Raw genomic sequence first — 15,375 nt, forward strand, 5'->3', positions numbered from 1 at the left:
TCAGCCCCCTACATCCGGAAGACGCCGAAACCGTCGGCGCCCTTCACCGGTCCGTTGTGGATCGCCGACAGGCAGAGCCCGAGGACGGTACGGGTGTCCCGTGGGTCGATCACCCCGTCGTCGTAGAGCCGGCCGGAGAGGAAGAGCGCCCCGGACTGGGACTCGATCTGCTGCTCGACCATCATCCGCATCGCGGCGTCGGAGTCCTCGTCGTAGTCGCGGCCCCGTGCGGCGGCGGCCTGCCGGGCGACGATCGACAGCACCCCGGCCAGCTGCGCCGGACCCATCACCGCCGACTTGGCGTTCGGCCAGGTGAACAGGAACCTCGGCTCGTACGCCCGGCCGCACATGCCGTAGTTGCCGGCACCGTAGGAGGCGCCCAGGTTGACCGTCAGGTGCGGCACCCGCGAGTTCGACACCGCGTTGATCATCAGGGCGCCGTGCTTGATGATCCCCCGCTGCTCGTACTCGGTGCCGACCATGTAGCCGGTGGTGTTCTGGAGGAAGACCAGCGGTGTGTCGGCGGCGTTGGCGAGCTGGATGAACTGGGCCGCCTTCTGGGCCTCCTCGCTGAACAGCACGCCCCGGGCATTGGCCAGGACGCCGACCGGGTACCCGTGCAGCTCGCCCCAGCCGGTGACCAGTGCGGTGCCGTACGCCGGCTTGAACTCGTCGAACTCGCTGCCGTCGAGGACCCGGGCCAGGACCTCACGCGGGTCGAAGGGCACCTTGAGGTCGCCGCTGGCGATGCCCAGCAGCTCCTCCGGGTCGTACTTCGGGGGCTGCGGCACCGGGTTGCGCGGTGGCGGGCCGTGCTTGCGCCAGTTCAGCCGGCGGACGCACTGCCGGGCCAGCCGGATGCCGTCCCGCTCGTCGGAGGCGAGGAAGTCCGCGAGGCCCGACGTGGTGGCGTGCATGGCCGCGCCACCGAGGGACTCGTCGTCGGCGTCCTCGCCGGTGGCCATCTTCACCAGCGGCGGCCCGGCCAGGTACACCTGCGAGCGCTCCCGGATCATGATCGTGAAGTCCGACATGCCCGGCACGTACGCGCCACCCGCCGTGGCGTTGCCGAAGACCACGCTGACCGTGGGAATCTTCTCGGCGGAGAGCCGGGTCAGGTCGCGGAACACCCGTCCGCCCGGGATGAAGATCTCCGCCTGGGTCGGCAGGTCCGCCCCGGCCGACTCGACCAGGTTGACCATCGGCAGCCGGTTGGCCAGGGCGATCTCGCCGGCCCGCCGGGTCTTCGCGAGCGACCACGGGTTGACCGCGCCGCCGCGTACGGTCGGGTCGTTGGCCACGATCAGGCACTCGACGCCCTCGACCACGCCGATGCCGGTCACCACGCTGGCACCGACCGGGAAGTCCGTGCCGTACGCCGCCACCGGGGACAGCTCCAGGAACGGGCTGTCCGCGTCCACCAGCAGCTCGATCCGCTCCCGGGGGAGCAACTTGCCACGCTTGTGGTGCCGGGTCACGTACTTCTCGCCGCCGCCGGCGCGGGCCTGGTCGAGGGCGGCGTCCAACTCCACCAGGCGTTCCCGCAGCGCCTCGCGGTTGGCCGCGAACGCCGGCGAGGACGGGTCGACCGAGCTGTCCAGTGTGGTCATCTACAGGCCCATGCCCTTCGCGATGATCTCGTTCATGATCTCGGTGGTGCCGCCGCCGATGCCGAGGATCCGGGCGTCCCGGTAGTGCCGTTCCACCTCGGCGTCGCGCAGGTAGCCGAAGCCGCCGTGCAGTTGCAGCGCCGCGTCGACCACCTCGGCGCACGCCGCGACGGCGACGTTCTTCGCCATCGCCACCTCGGTCACCACCGGCTCGCCCGCGGCGACGCGGGTGGCCACCACGTGCACGTACGCCCGGGCGGCCTCGGCGCGGGTGTGCATCTCCGCGAGCCGGTGCCGGACGAGTTGCCGGCTGGCCAGCGGGCGGCCGAAGGTCGACCGGTCCCGGCACCAGCGGGTGGCCAGCTCGACGCAGCGCTGCGCGGTCGCGTACGCCTGCGTGGCCAGCGAGAGGCGTTCGGCGGCGAAGTGCTGCATGATCGCCAGGAAGCCGGTGTGCTCCTCGCCGACCCGGTTCGCCACCGGTACGCGGACGTCGACGAACGACAGCTCGGCGGTGTCCGAGCAGTGCCAGCCGAGCTTCTCCAGCCGCCGCCCGACGGTGAAGCCGGGCGTGCCCTTGTCGATCACCAGCAGGGTGAGCCCGTTGCCGGTGGAGACCGCGGTGGTCACGAAGTCCGCCCGGATCCCGCTGGTGATGTAGGTCTTCGACCCGTTCACCACGTAGTGGTCGCCGTCCCGGCGGGCTCTGGTGCGGATGCCGGCCACGTCGGAGCCACCGTCCGGCTCGGTGACCGCCAGGGCGCCGATCGTCGTCCCGGCGAGGGTGGGCCGGACGTAGCGGTCGATGAGATGCTGCGGACCGGAGGCCGAGTCGCTCGGAACGCCGCAAGCGGCGAGGATGTGCGGCAGCGCGATCCCGTGCGTGAACAGGGCCGCGACCAGGCCGGACGAACCACCGGAGCGGATGATCTCCTCGGTCACGATGATCGAGTCCAGCAGGTCGCCGCCGCTGCCGCCGACGGACTCTCCGAAGCCGACGCCCAGCAGGCCGATCTTCGCGGCGGTGGCGTGCAGGCTGCGCGGGACCTCGCCGGCCCGCTCCCAGTCGTCCAGGTGCGGCAGCACCTCGCGGGTCACGAAGGCGCGGGTGAGCTCGCGCAGCTGCCGTCGCTCGGGGGTTTCCACCATGGTCACCGGGTCACTCCTGATGCCGGCAGGTCGACGATCCGGGAGCGGAGCAGCTCACCGAGCGCCTTGGCCTGGGGGTCGAACCGGGTGGAGGCGGCCACTCCCTGGCCGAGCAGCCCCCGGATGACGAAGTTGACCGCGCGCAGGTTCGGCAGCTCGTACCGCTCCACGCTCAATGGGGCGGTCTCCGGCAGCAGCTCGGCCAGCCGCTCGACGGTGAGCCAGCCGCGCAGCCACTCCCACGTCGCGTCGGTCCGCGCCCAGACGCCGAGGTTCGCGTCGCCACCCTTGTCGCCGGAGCGCGCCCCGACCAGTTCCCCGAGCGGCCCCCGCCGGTTCGCGTGGAAGGAAGGGCCCCCGCTTAACGCCTGGTGTTGTACCGGGGGCCCTTCCAAACAGGTCACGGTCGGCGGGGCGATCGGCACCCGTACCCCGTCGGGCAGCACCGCGACGTGCGCCACCTCCGCCTGCGGCACGACGTCCGCCGTGAAGACCCCGTACGGAGTCGCGTCGCCGGGCAGCGTGGTCAGCGTGCAGCCGGGGTACGAGGCCAGGGCCAGCTCCACCGCGGCGGCCGAGAACGCCCGACCGGCCCGCGCCTTGTCGCCGTCCCGCAGGTGTACGTGCAGCAGCGCGCTCGCCGCCTCGGTGTCGGTGGCGTCCACGTGGTCGGTGCGGGCGAGCGTGAACTCCAGCCCGTCCTTGCCGACCGCCTCCTCGATCTGGCCCCGGACCAGGGCCGCCTTCGCGGGGATGTCCAGCCCGCAGAGGACGAACGTCATCGAGTTGCGGAAGCCGCCGAGGTTGTTGACGCCTACCTTGAGGGTGTCCGGCGGGGGAGTTCCCCGGACGCCGTCGACGCGTACCCGGTCCGGCCCGTCCTGGCTCAGCCGCACGGTGTCGAGGTGCGTCACCACGTCCGGTCCCAGGTACGCGGGCGCGCCCACCTCGTACAGCAGTTGGGCGGTGACCGTCTCGACGGTGACCGCGCCGCCGGTTCCCGGATGCTTGGTGATGATCGAGGAGCCGTCCGGGTGCAGTTCCGCGACCGGGAACCCGGGCCGGTGGCCGCCGTCGGGCAGCTCGGTGAAGAAGCTGAAGTTGCCGCCGGTCACCTGGGCGCCGCACTCCAGCAGGTGCCCGGCGACCGTCGCCCCGGCCAGCGCGTCGAGGTCGTCGCGGCCCCACCCGAACCGGGCGATCCCCGGACCCACCACCAGGGACGCGTCGGTGACCCGGCCGGTCACCACCACGTCCGCCCCGGCGTCCAGGCAGGCGGCGATGCCGAACGCCCCCAGGTACGCGTTGGCGGTCAGCGCGTCCGGCCGCTGGAGGGCGTCCCCCTCGACGTACGCGATCCGCGCGTCCAGCCCGAGTCGCTCCGCGAGCGACCCGATCGCGGCGGCCAGCCCGGCGGGGTTCAGGCCGCCGGCGTTGGTCACCAGCCGCACGCCGCGGTCCAGCGCGGTCCCGAGGGTGCCCTCCAGTTGCCGGAGGAAGGTCTTCGCGTACCCGAGGGACGGGTCGCGCATCCGGTCCCGGCCGAGGATCAGCATGGTCAGCTCGGCCAGGTAGTCGCCGGTGAGCACGTCCAGCTCACCGCCGTCGAGCATCTCCCGCCAGGCGGTAGACCGGTCGCCGTAGAAGCCGGACGCGTTGCCGACCCGCAGCACGCCGCTCATGCCTTCACCCCGTCCCGGGGCACGGCGCCCGTCCCGGCCTGCGGCTCGCGGCCGGCTCCGGGTGGGCCGGCGAACGCCTGCGCCACGTCGAGCCACGCGCCGGCGATCGGGCCGGTGGCGACGAGGGCCAGGTCGGCGCGGTGTCGCCGCTGGGTGACCAGCAGGCAGAAGTCCCGCACCGGACCGGCGACCCGGTCGGTGGCGTCGGCCGGACCGTACGCCCAGGTCGCGCCGTCCGGAGTGGAGAGTTCGACCCGCACCGGCGCCGTCGGCACCGGGAGGCCGTGGGCGGCGAAGCCGTGCCCGAGCGTACGGAAGCCGAGGTGCGCGACGTGTCGCAGGCGGACGGTGGCCGGGCGGACGAGGCCGAGCGCGTCGGCGACGTCCTCGCCGTGTGCCCAGGTCTCCATGATCCGTGCGGTGACCATGGAGGCGGGTGACATGCGGGTGCCGTACCACGGGATCTTCTCGCCGGGCGGCGCCGCGGCGAGCGCGGCGGCCAGCGCGGCGCGGCCGGCCCGCCACCGGGCCAGCAGGTCGGGGGGCGGGGCCAGGAACTCCTCCGCACCGTCGTCGACCAGCCGGCTCGGGTCGGGCGCGGAGGTCACCGAGGCGAGGAACGACTCCACGTCGGTGGCGGCCAGCAGCGCCACGTGATCGGTCCAGGCGAGGTGTGCGATCTGGTGCCCGACCGTCCACCCGGGAGCCGGCGTGGGTCGCGCCCAGTCCTCCGGTGGTCTGCCGGCGACCAGGGCATCCAGGTCCTCGGACTCGTCGGTCAGGTCCGTGAGCAGGTCCTTCAGGTCGACCATGGTGCCTCCGGGGGGTGCGGGCGGCCGGTCAGCGTTGGTGGGGCGCGAGGTTCTCGGGGGTGCGGTTCTCGGGGGTGAGCACGGTGGCGAGCTGGCGCTTCCAGGTGTGCAGCAGCGCGATACGGCGGGACGAGTCGTCGCTCAGCAGGTTGGCCACGCCGAGCCCGCGCAGCAGGTCGAGGGTCGCCTGGACCGCCTCCCGTACGCCCGGACGGCGTTCGTCCACGCCGAGCAGGCCGACGGTCAGCCGGTGCATCTCGCGCCCGACCCGGGCCTCCAGCGGCACCAGGGCCTCGCGCAGCTCCCGGTCTGTGCGGGCGGCCACCCACAGCTCCAGGGCGGCGACGAAGAGCGGCCCGGTGAAGGCCGCACCGAGCAGGTCGATCACCCGGTCCAGCCGCTGCGGCCCCGCCGGCAGGGCCAACGCCTCGGTGCGCAGCTCCTCGGCCCGCCGCTCGGCCAGGTGCCCGACCGCGGCGGTCACCAGCGCGGCCTTGGTGGGGTAGTGGTGCAGTTGGGCACCCCGGGAAACGCCTGCCCGGGCCGCGACCACGGTCGTCGTCGTGCCCGACCAGCCGTGCTCCACCAGGCACTCGACGGTCGCCTCCAGCAGCCGGGCCTGGGTGGCGCGGCTGCGCTCCTGTTGAGGGACGCGGGTCGATGCGGTGGGCACGGGGACAGCGTGCCGTGGCGCAAACAAACAGTCAAGACTGATTTTTTTCTTGTCCGGCCGCGCTCCCGCCGATCCTCGTGTCACTCACGACACTCGCACCCCGGAGCGAACGACTTCCGACGATTACCAGCGCCGTCACCCGCCCGCCGCTCATGATGCTGCTATATGCCCTGCTCCCGCTGCGGAAGCCGACGACAAGCAAACCGGCAGTTCCTCGGGACCAATCGCTCCGCACCGGACGACCACGCGGATATCCGCGACGCATACCGGCGACATCAGCGACATCAGCGACATCGTTCGTAAACGTGCGTATGTGGCTTCTCGTGAGAAGCATCCGCCGTCCGGCACGTCACCAGTGCGCCGGTCCCACGGTGAAATGTCGAAAGGATCTCCTGTGACCGCTCGCAAGGTGTTCCACTCGGTCTTCGCCCTGGCGCTCGCCCTCAACCTGGCCCTGGTGGCCGGGCCCGCGGGAGCGCGCGCGCCGGCCGTGCCCGCCGACGTGTGCGCGAACCCCGCCGGACGGGAGGCGGACGCGACCGGGGGCGCGTTCATGGTGGCGGCCGCTCACCCACTCGCCGCGCAGGCCGGCTGCCGCATCATCGCCAAGGGTGGACGGGCGGCGGACGCCGCGGTTGCCGTCCAGGCCGTCCTGGCCGTGGTCGAGCCGCACGCCTCCGGGCTCGCCGGGGGCACCCTCATCAACTACTGGAACGCGGACGAGCGCGACGTCCGGTTCTTCGACGGCATGTCCCGGGCACCCGCCAACGTGACGGAGAACCTGAGGACACCGACGGAGGAGGAGCGTCGGGCGTTGCGGACCGACCGCTTCCCCACCGCGGCGTCCGCGACCGGGCGGTCGTTCGGCGTTCCGGGCACGATTCGGGTGCTGGCGACCGTGCACGGGGAATTCGGTGAACTTCCGTGGGACGAACTCTTCGACGACGCCATCCGGCTCGCCGCGGAGGGCTTTCCGATGTCCGCGAACCTGCACGACGGCTTCGAGGAGCGCTTCAACGGTCGGAAACGGTGCAACTATCCCGACCTGCGTCCCCGGTACTGCAATGGTGACGAGCCGAAACCGGTGGGGACGACGATCCGTAATCCGGAGATCGCCGAGGTCCTGCGTGAGGTCCGGGACGGGGGTGCCACCGCCTTCTACGATCCGAACGGCACCATCGCACCGGCGATCGTGAAGCATGTGACCGGGGACGAGATCAAGCTCAAGGGCAACACGGCGGGTCCCGTCGTGATCCCCAGTCTGATGACCGTGGAGGACTTCGCCGACTACACGCCGGTGGAGCGGACCGAGGTGTGTCGCAAGGCGTTCAATGCGTCGGTGTGCACCTCCCCGCCCGCGGCGTTCGGGGGAGTCGCGGTGCTGCAACAACTCGGGTTGCTCGAACGCGGTCAGGTGGGCAGGACGAAGCCCGGTTCGCCGGATCGTATCCACCTGTCGATCGACGCCAGCCGGCTCTCCAACCTCGATCGCCGTGCCTACGTCGGTGACCCCGAGTTCAACGGGGTACCCGTGGAGGGACTGCTCGAGCCTCGCTATCTCGACTCGCGGTTCGCCCTCATCTCCCCGGATCGCGCGGTCGACCCGGTGGAACCCGGGGATCCGCCGGGGATACCGCCGACGGCGCCTGAGGTCGGTGACCAACCGCCCACCGTCGACGTCGGCGATCCGACGAGCAACGTCAGCATCGTCGACGCGGAGGGAAACGCGATCTCCATGACGACGACCAACAACAGCCACTTCGGGTCGCACCTCGAGGCGCGCGGAATCATCCTCAACAACGCCATGAACAACTTCACCGACACCTCGTCCGTCTCACCCGGCAAACCGGTCAACGTCCTGCAGCCGAAGAAGCGCCCCACCGCTTCGATGGCGCCGACGCTCGTCCTCGACGACAAGGGGCGGGAACTCCGTCTCGTGGTGGGCGCCGCCGGCGGCTCGCACATTCCCGACTATGTGGCGCAGACCCTGGTCGGGGTGCTCGTCGACGGACAGACTCCTGCGGAGGCCATCGATCAGGGGCACTACAGCGGGCAGGACCTCACCCGCGACTGCGGCGGGGTCAGGGGGGCTCCGTCGGAGATCGAGGCCGACAGACGGGTCGCCCTGCGGATCACCACCCTCGTGGAGCGTGAGCATCCCTGTCCCCGCGTGATCGCGTTGGACAGCGGCCTCACCGCCATTCAGGTACGCGGAGACCAACTGCTCGGCGCGGCGGACCAACGGCGCGACGGGGCCGCGGTCGGCGGTTGACCCGTCCCAGGACCCCGCGTTTCCGAACGGTACGGATTCACCTGGGTGGGGTGAGCCCTCCTCACCCCACCGCATTCCATGATCGAGACGGCGTTGGTTCCGAGATCGCGTCAGGGAGGAATTCGCCATGAGCAGCACCGGCGGAGATGATCAGTCCGCGCCGGACCGGCGGACCGACCAGGACAGGTATCGCGGCCAGGCTCCGGTCGCGACACCTGACGCCAACGCGCTGCCGCAGGAGCAGATGTTCGCGTGGCGGAGACGAGCACTCGACCAACAGTTGCCCGCCGCCGGGTTTCCCGCCGGCTCCGCCAGGCCGTCCCTGCTCTACCTGTGGGCGACCATGGTCCTGTCCGCGGCGATCGTCCTGGGGTTCGCGGTCCACAGCCAACGCGCGGTGCCCCCGGCGGTGATCGACTCGCAGCGCGACAACGTGTCGAAGGTGGCCGCCAGCACCCGGCTGACCATCCAGCACTCCATCGACGAACTCGACCAACGGATCGCGGCGAGGAACCCGGCCACGCCCGACCCGGAGCTGCTCAAGCAGGTGGTGGGTGACGGATCGACCTGGAACGGGGCCGCGGTCGTCGAGACGGCCTCCCGCCGCCCGCTGGCGACCCACGGTCCCGGGCTGCCGCTCGAACTCCTCCCGCCGGTGTTGCCGGCCAGCGGCACCTTCCCCGTCACCACCGCCGACGGCCCCGCGCTGGTGCGCGGTCTCGCGCTGGACGGCTCCCGGACCCTGCTCGCGGTCCAACCGCTCGACGTGGACGAGTTGCGGCTCAACCCCAGCGCCCGGCAGGGCGTCTTCGTGCTCACGCCGGACGGCAAGAGCACCCTGATGCAGGGCGTCAGCGCCGTCGACCAGGTCCACCATCCGGTGGTCTTCGGTGGTCTGGCGGGTTCGACGTCAAGCGAGGGTCGCCCCGTCCGGGTGGCGGAATGGTCCGACAAGCAGCTGGTGGTGTCCTCCGCTCCCGTCGGCGAGACCGGCGTGACGTTGGCGACGATGATCGTGGCCGACGAGATGAGCGGCACCTCGCTCCCGCGCGGGGTGCTCATCGGCGTGACGCTGCTGCTCATGGCCGTACCGAGCTTTCTCCTGATGCGGCTGGCCCTGGTCGTCCCCGTACGGTCGCTGCTCGCCCAGGCGAAGGACATAGCGTGCGGATCCGTGCCCGACCGGCGGAGGCCGCTGCTGGTGGCCGAGGCCCATCGCATCGCGCGGGCGCTCGGTCCTCCGCCGGGCGATCCGTCCGGGGAAGGCGCCGGGCGACGGTGGTGGCGCTGGCGGCCGACGGTGACCCAGGGCCTCGCCCTGGCCACCGTGGTGGCGCTCCTCTGGCCGGCGGCTGCGGCGGCGGCCACGCTGCGTGAGCCTGAGCCGTCACTGCCCCAACAGCTCGTGCGGGACGAGGAGAGCCGCGCGGAGGCGGCCAGCACGCTGCTGGGCAAGGCGCTGAACAACGGTCTGGAGACGGTCATCCGCACCTCCCAGGCAGCCGAAGCCGGCAGCCCCGAGCAGGTGAAGCCCATGCTGGAGCACGAGCTCGCCGACCGGCAGCGGTTCCGCAGCCTGTACCTCATCGGGGCGGACGGGAAGACGGTGACGTCCGCCGGGCGGGAGCCGCTCCGCAAGGAGCCGCTGAAGGGTGCGGCGGGCATCGACCTCGACGACAAGGTCGCGCGGCTGCCGGTGGTGTACGCCTTCCAGGTCGGGGCGAACGGTGTCGCGACCGTCGGGGAGTTCAACATCGACTACCTGCTGGGGATGCTGCGCGCGGTCGACGGACAGGTACGGGTCGTCAACGAGGACCTGCGGACCGTGTTCGACTCAGAGGGGTTCCGGGCCTTCGAGGAGTTGGAGGGCACTGCGCGCGGTGCGGCGGCCCGGTCGTTGGAGGGGGGAACGGTTGGTCGGGCCACGAAGCCGGACGGGACGCCGGCCCTGATCGCCGCCGCGGGTTTGAACACACCGAACACGGTCAGCGGTCTCAAGTGGTCCCTCGTCGTGGAGCAGGACCTGAACGGACTGCGACTCCCACAGAGTGACGGCCGACGGTGGACGCTGCTCGTCGCCGCCGCGGTAACCGGCGTCGTGGTGCTCACGCAGGTGTGGCAGTACTTCGTGTTCGCACGTCCGCTCCGACGGTTGGCCGCTTCGGCGGACAGGATCACTGCCGGATCGCTCGACACGCCCATCCCGCCACAACGGCATGACGACATCGGCGCTCTGGCCGTCTGTCTCGAGGTCTGCCGGCAGGTACGTCAGGCCGGCTCGTCCCGGTTGGGCGGCGCCACCCGGTTGCGGGGCCCGGAGCACGACGCGACCGCCGTGCTTCCCGAGGTTCCGCCCCGAACCGGCCCGGAGCACGCCGACCGAAACGAGAGGAGCTGACGTGGCGTACCTCTACCTCGTACTCGTTCTCTGCTGCCTGGCTCTGCTCGTCGGGGGGGTCGTCGAGCAACGTAACCACTACCGCAACCTGACCAGGATCCCGAACCGGGTGCTGATCAACGGCATCCGGGGCAAGAGCTCGATCACGCGGCTGTGTGCGGGCGCCCTCCGTGGCGGTGGCCGCACGGTGGTGGCCAAGACCACCGGCACCGCCGCCCGCTTCATCTTCCCCGACGCCACCGAGGAGCCGGTCCACCGCAAGTTCGGCATCGCGAACGTGGTCGAGCAGATCGGCATCGTTCGCCGGGCAGCCGTCTACCACCCGGATGCCCTGGTCATCGAGTGCATGGCCGTGATGCCCGCGCTGCAGGAGACCAACCAGAGCAAGCTGATCCGCTCGAACATCGGAGTGCTCTGCAACGTCCGGGAGGACCACCTCGCCGAGATGGGACCCACCCTGGACGACGTCGCGCGATCGTTGAGCAGGTCGATGCCCGTGGGCGGGATCTGCATCACCGCCGAGCGCGAACGCCTGGACATCGTGCAGGAGGAGGCGGACCGGCGCGACTGCCACCTCATCGCCGTCGACCCGGAATCGGTCTCCGACAAGGAGATGGACGGTTTCGGGTGGATCACCTTCAAGGAGAACGTCGCGATCGCCCTGGCCGTGGCCGAACAGTTGGGCGTCGATCGACACAGTGCCCTCAAGGGCATGTGGGAGGCGCCGCCCGACCCCGGCGCGCTGTCCGTGGCGCGCGTCATCAGTGATGGAAAGAAGCTCCGGTTCGCCAACGTCTTCGCCGCCAACGACCCGGAGTCCACGCTCATGAACATCCAGCAGTTGCAGGACCAGCGGCTCATCACCCGCCCCCTGACGATGGTCATCAACTGCCGGCCGGACCGGATCGAACGCAACGGTCAGATGGGCGACATGAGTGGCCGCGTGCAGCCGGAGAAGATCGTCCTGATCGGCGAGGTCACCAAGAGCGCGCGAATGCGGGTGCCGGCGGAGCTCCAGGACCGCATCGTCGACATCGGGGGCAAGCTCGCCCCCGACTCGCTGCTGAAGGCGGTCACGGAGGCCACGCCGGCCGACTCCTCGATCGTCGCCGTCGGAAACATCCACGGGCAGGGCGAGGTGCTGATCCACGAACTGGCGGGCCTGCCGGGTTGGACCTGCGAGGACGGCTCACCATCCGCCTCCATGCTCCCGAAGACGACCGGGGAAAGGATCGACCGATGAACTTCGGTGGTGAACTCAGCGCTCAGCTGGCGACCGCGAGCCTCGGTATCGGGCTGGTGTTCGCGCTGCTGTGCTACCTGACCACGAACCTCTCGCCCGGCGGCATGATCACACCGGGCTGGATCGCCCTGACCCTGATCGAGGACCAGCTGCAAGCGGTGATCATCTTCGGGATGACGATCCTGACCTACCTGCTCACTCTCGTGCTCCAGCGGGTGGTCATCCTCTACGGGAAACGGCTCTTCGCGGCGATCGTGCTGCTCAGCGTGCTGTTGCAGCTCACCCTCTTCGTCATCGTGCAACGGGACCTGCCGTTGCTGTTCGCCCATCAGACGCTGGGCTTCGTCATTCCCGGGCTGATCGCGTACCAGCTGGTGCGTCAGCCACCGAAGGCGACCGTCCTGGCGACCGTCGTGGTCACGGGAATCACGTTCGGCCTGGCGTACAGCGGGGTCGTGGCGGGCTTCGTGCCGGTGACGTGATCGGCTGAGAGGTCGACAACGCGGTGACCGCCGACATTCGTCACTTGGAGTGACAGCTCGGCGAGCGCTGGTAGCGTCCGAGGTGAGCCCTCCGTCGCGGTCGACAGGCCGGCGCTGGCAGCGCAAATGCCTCCGCAGCAGCGGTAGACGAGTCAGATGTGGGTAAGCCACCCTGTCCGATCACTCCGCTCGGTAAGACCGAGGAGGAATCGTGCAGGACCAGTACGAGAACCCAGGTCGCACCCGGTGGCGGCGCTTCGCCGCGCTGACGGTGCCGGCCGCCGCCGTGGCAACCGCCGTCGTGTTCGGCGTCGCGAACGGCGCGGTGGCGGCTTCGTTCGCGGTGTCCAGCCAGACCTTCAAGGTCTCGGCCACCGAACTGCGCGGCGAGGGCTTCGTCCAGTACGGCGGGATCGCCCAGGAGGTCGACGGCACGAGGAATCCGGTGGCGGTGACGGGCATCCGCGAGGCGGAGATCGTCAACCTCTGCCAGTCGGTCAAGGTGCCGACGCCCGGCGCCCCCGTGGTCCTGAAGATCACCGCGGGTGACGAAGGCCGACCGGCCACCGCCAGCGATCTGGTGATCGACGTGGTGTCGCTGGAGGGCGATGTGCTGTTCCGGGACATCAACATCGGGCAGGACGCGTCGACGCTGGAGGGCGGCCCCCCGGGCGCGAGGGGTGAGCCGGGGGCTTTCGGTCAGCAGGCCGACGCCGTCACCATCACGAACCTCCGCCAGGTGGCCCGCGCGATCTCCGCGCAAACGTTCAATCTCCGCGGACTCGAGTTGAAGGTCAACGTCGGGGAAGCCGCGAAGGAATGTTTCTGAGCCTGACAGGAGGTGCACGTGGCAGATGCCAAACCGCCTCGGGGCCGATTCAACCGCTACCTCGGTCCCTGGGATGCCTTACGCCGCTGGCGACGGAGCCGGCCGTTCTGGGGCGGGCTCCTGACCGCTCTGGCCGGTCTGGAGATCTTCGGCACGACCCAGATGTCGCTCAGCGGCCTCACCTTCCAGCTGGGACCGACCGGCTTCCTGTCCTGGCTCATACCCGCCATCCTGCTCGCGTGCGGGCTCCTGATGTGGATCACTCCGCAGCAGCGGATCTTCTACGCGGTGGTCGCCGTGGTGACTGCGGTCTACAGCCTGATCGGAATCAACCTCGGCGGTTTCCTCCTCGGTGCGGTGCTCGGCACGATCGGGAGCGGCCTCGGGTTCGCCTGGGTCCCGGGCAGGCAGCCGGTTGGTGACGCGCCGGCCGAGAGCGGGGCTGCCGGGAGCGCGCCGTCCGAGAACACGGCGGCCGACGATGGTTCGGACGCCGGCGGCGAGCCGGACCCAGAAACGTCCACCGACGATCGGGCGGATGGTGACCCAGCCGTCGGCCCGGACCAGGATGCTCCGGCCTCCGGCGACACCGCTTCCAAGGGGCCGGGCGCGGGCAACCGGCCTTCGCGTGACGGCTGATGGCGAGCAGGGGCGGCCGGCGGGTGGCTCAGCCGACGGTACCCTCGGCGCCCTGGCAACGGGACCTGCCGATCGTCGCGGTGCTCCTGGGACTGCTGGGCCTCTCTGCCGCGGCGACGCTGACCGGGCCCGGATCCGCTCTGGCCTGCGCCCCGGCGTCGCCGCCGGCCGGCACGGTCGGCCCTCCGCCGTCGACCCCGCCGGCGGGCTGCGCGACGCCGTCCCCCGCTCCCTCCACGGGTAGCCCTCGGCCGACGCCGTGGCCGCGGATCACCCTCGATCCGGGACAGCCACTGGTGGCGGCCAAACCCCGGCGGCTGAGTGGATCCCAGATGACGATGACCGACCTACGCCTCGAGGGCGTCGTCGACCTTCCCACCGCTGACGGCCCCCTCACGGTCTTCAAGTTCACGGCGCAGAGTGCGGTGGTCGACGAGTTCCGCATGGAACCGTCCGGTGCGGCAGGATCTACGCGGCGGCCACCGGCTCCGGCCAGCCGCTTGACCGTGCAGGACGGGGCCGCCTTCTACGCCACGCGTCTCGTCGGCCGTCTGCTGGGCATCGAGATCACCCTCCGGCCCCACCTGCCCGTCCCTGATCCACTCGCGTCAATGCGTTACGCCTCGGCGACCCTGACCGAGCCGGCCATCGACGTGGCCTTCATCAAGGGTGGCGTGGTCAGTACGGGTGCGACCCTCGACCGCGCGGGCGGGACCCCGATACCCCCACGGAAGCGCGGTGGTGGCTGATAGACAGAAGGTATGCGGACGGCACTCGCGATCCTGCTCGTCGTGGTGGCCGCCGTCGGTCCCCACCACCCGACCACCGGGGCCACGCTGCCCGCGGCGGCACACCGTGAGGCCCGGTTCGTGGTCCTCTCCGACGTCGACCCGCGCATCCTCACCGACATCCGGTACGCGACGGCACACAACTTCGTGGGTCGACCGGTTGCCGGCTATGCCGAACCGCTCTGCCTGCTCACCCGTACGGCGGCAGAGGCGCTGCGCAGAGCGCAGGACGCCGCGCTCGCCCGGGGGCGAAGCCTCAAGGTGTACGACTGCTACCGCCCGCAGCGGGCCGTCGACGACTTCATCACCTGGGCCCGGCAACCGGGGCAGGACCGGATGCGGGCCGAGTTCCATCCCCGGGTGGCGAAATCGGACCTCTTCGCCAGGGGCTACATCGGCGCACCGACGTCCCACAGCGGGGGCAGTACGGTCGACATCACCCTGGTCGACGTGCCGCCCCGCAGCCAACCGGCCTTCGACCCGGGACAGCCGCTGGTCTCCTGCACCGCACCGCAGCGGCAACGGTTCCCCGACAACAGCGTCGACATGGGCACCGGCTTCGACTGCTTCGACCCTCTCGCACACACCGGGTCGACCGAGGTGACCGGTCCGGCGCGGGACAACCGCCGCATGCTCGGGCGGCTGATGTCCGACGCCGGTTTCGTCAACTACGACAGCGAGTGGTGGCACTTCCGTCACCGCGACGAGCCGTGGCCCGACAGGTACTTCGACCTGCCGGTGGCCCGGTCCTCGACGCGCTGACCGGTGACGCGGGCACGTCCGGTCCGGACCGTGGAA

13 protein-coding genes are annotated in these 15,375 nt (G+C 70.9%); 8 read left to right on the forward strand and 5 right to left on the reverse strand.

The window, feature by feature from the left end; genetic code table 11:
• Nucleotides 1-8: 8 nt before the first annotated feature.
• The 5 genes from ACIBR0_RS15255 to ACIBR0_RS15275 are packed head-to-tail and all read right to left on the reverse strand — an operon-like array spanning nucleotide 9 to nucleotide 5,926.
• Nucleotides 9-1,610: an acyl-CoA carboxylase subunit beta gene (locus tag ACIBR0_RS15255; protein WP_396715952.1), complete on the reverse strand. Its 1,602-nt coding sequence runs from the start codon at nucleotides 1,608-1,610 to the stop codon at nucleotides 9-11.
• Nucleotides 1,611-2,765, reverse strand: coding sequence for an acyl-CoA dehydrogenase family protein (locus tag ACIBR0_RS15260; protein ID WP_396715954.1), 1,155 nt, complete (start codon nucleotides 2,763-2,765; stop codon nucleotides 1,611-1,613).
• Nucleotides 2,762-4,441 (reverse strand): acyclic terpene utilization AtuA family protein, encoded by a 1,680-nt coding sequence (locus ACIBR0_RS15265; protein ID WP_396715955.1) that lies wholly within the window; start codon nucleotides 4,439-4,441, stop codon nucleotides 2,762-2,764. Before ACIBR0_RS15265 ends, ACIBR0_RS15260 begins: the two co-directional genes overlap by 4 nt.
• Nucleotides 4,438-5,253, reverse strand: a complete 816-nt coding sequence (locus ACIBR0_RS15270) for a TIGR03084 family metal-binding protein (RefSeq protein ID WP_396715957.1) — start codon at nucleotides 5,251-5,253, stop codon at nucleotides 4,438-4,440. Before ACIBR0_RS15270 ends, ACIBR0_RS15265 begins: the two co-directional genes overlap by 4 nt.
• A 28-nt stretch (nucleotides 5,254-5,281) precedes the next feature.
• On the reverse strand, nucleotides 5,282-5,926 hold the full coding sequence (locus ACIBR0_RS15275) for a TetR/AcrR family transcriptional regulator (RefSeq protein WP_396715959.1): 645 nt from the start codon (nucleotides 5,924-5,926) through the stop codon (nucleotides 5,282-5,284).
• A gap of 49 nt (nucleotides 5,927-5,975) precedes the next feature.
• On the opposite strand from ACIBR0_RS15275, the gene ACIBR0_RS15280 reads away from it, so the two are divergent.
• The 8 genes from ACIBR0_RS15280 (at nucleotide 5,976) to ACIBR0_RS15315 (ending at nucleotide 15,339) form a co-directional block, all read left to right on the forward strand.
• Nucleotides 5,976-8,198 carry a gamma-glutamyltransferase family protein gene (locus ACIBR0_RS15280; protein ID WP_396715961.1) on the forward strand — a complete coding sequence of 741 codons (2,223 nt, stop codon included), beginning with the start codon at nucleotides 5,976-5,978 and terminating at the stop codon, nucleotides 8,196-8,198.
• A 127-nt stretch (nucleotides 8,199-8,325) separates the two neighbouring features.
• Nucleotides 8,326-10,596, forward strand: coding sequence for a HAMP domain-containing protein (locus ACIBR0_RS15285; protein WP_396715963.1), 2,271 nt, complete (start codon nucleotides 8,326-8,328; stop codon nucleotides 10,594-10,596).
• A gap of 1 nt (nucleotide 10,597) precedes the next feature.
• Entirely contained in the window at nucleotides 10,598-11,839 is a 1,242-nt protein-coding gene (gene pgsB / locus ACIBR0_RS15290) for a poly-gamma-glutamate synthase PgsB (RefSeq protein ID WP_396715966.1), read from the forward strand.
• Entirely contained in the window at nucleotides 11,836-12,321 is a 486-nt protein-coding gene (locus tag ACIBR0_RS15295; RefSeq protein ID WP_357029071.1) for a poly-gamma-glutamate biosynthesis protein PgsC/CapC, read from the forward strand. Before pgsB ends, ACIBR0_RS15295 begins: the two co-directional genes overlap by 4 nt.
• 211 nt (nucleotides 12,322-12,532) lie before the next feature.
• Nucleotides 12,533-13,150 carry a DUF6230 family protein gene (locus ACIBR0_RS15300; protein ID WP_396715968.1) on the forward strand — a complete coding sequence of 206 codons (618 nt, stop codon included), beginning with the start codon at nucleotides 12,533-12,535 and terminating at the stop codon, nucleotides 13,148-13,150.
• An 18-nt stretch (nucleotides 13,151-13,168) separates the two neighbouring features.
• Entirely contained in the window at nucleotides 13,169-13,789 is a 621-nt protein-coding gene (locus tag ACIBR0_RS15305; protein ID WP_396715970.1) for a DUF6114 domain-containing protein, read from the forward strand.
• A 332-nt stretch (nucleotides 13,790-14,121) separates the two neighbouring features.
• Entirely contained in the window at nucleotides 14,122-14,538 is a 417-nt protein-coding gene (locus ACIBR0_RS15310) for a hypothetical protein (protein WP_396715972.1), read from the forward strand.
• Between the two features lie 12 nt (nucleotides 14,539-14,550).
• Nucleotides 14,551-15,339, forward strand: coding sequence for a M15 family metallopeptidase (locus ACIBR0_RS15315; RefSeq protein WP_396715974.1), 789 nt, complete (start codon nucleotides 14,551-14,553; stop codon nucleotides 15,337-15,339).
• The last annotated feature ends 36 nt before the right edge of the window (nucleotides 15,340-15,375 follow it).

This window comes from Micromonospora sp. NPDC049497, from assembly GCF_044465805.1.
Lineage (GTDB): Bacteria > Actinomycetota > Actinomycetes > Mycobacteriales > Micromonosporaceae > Micromonospora.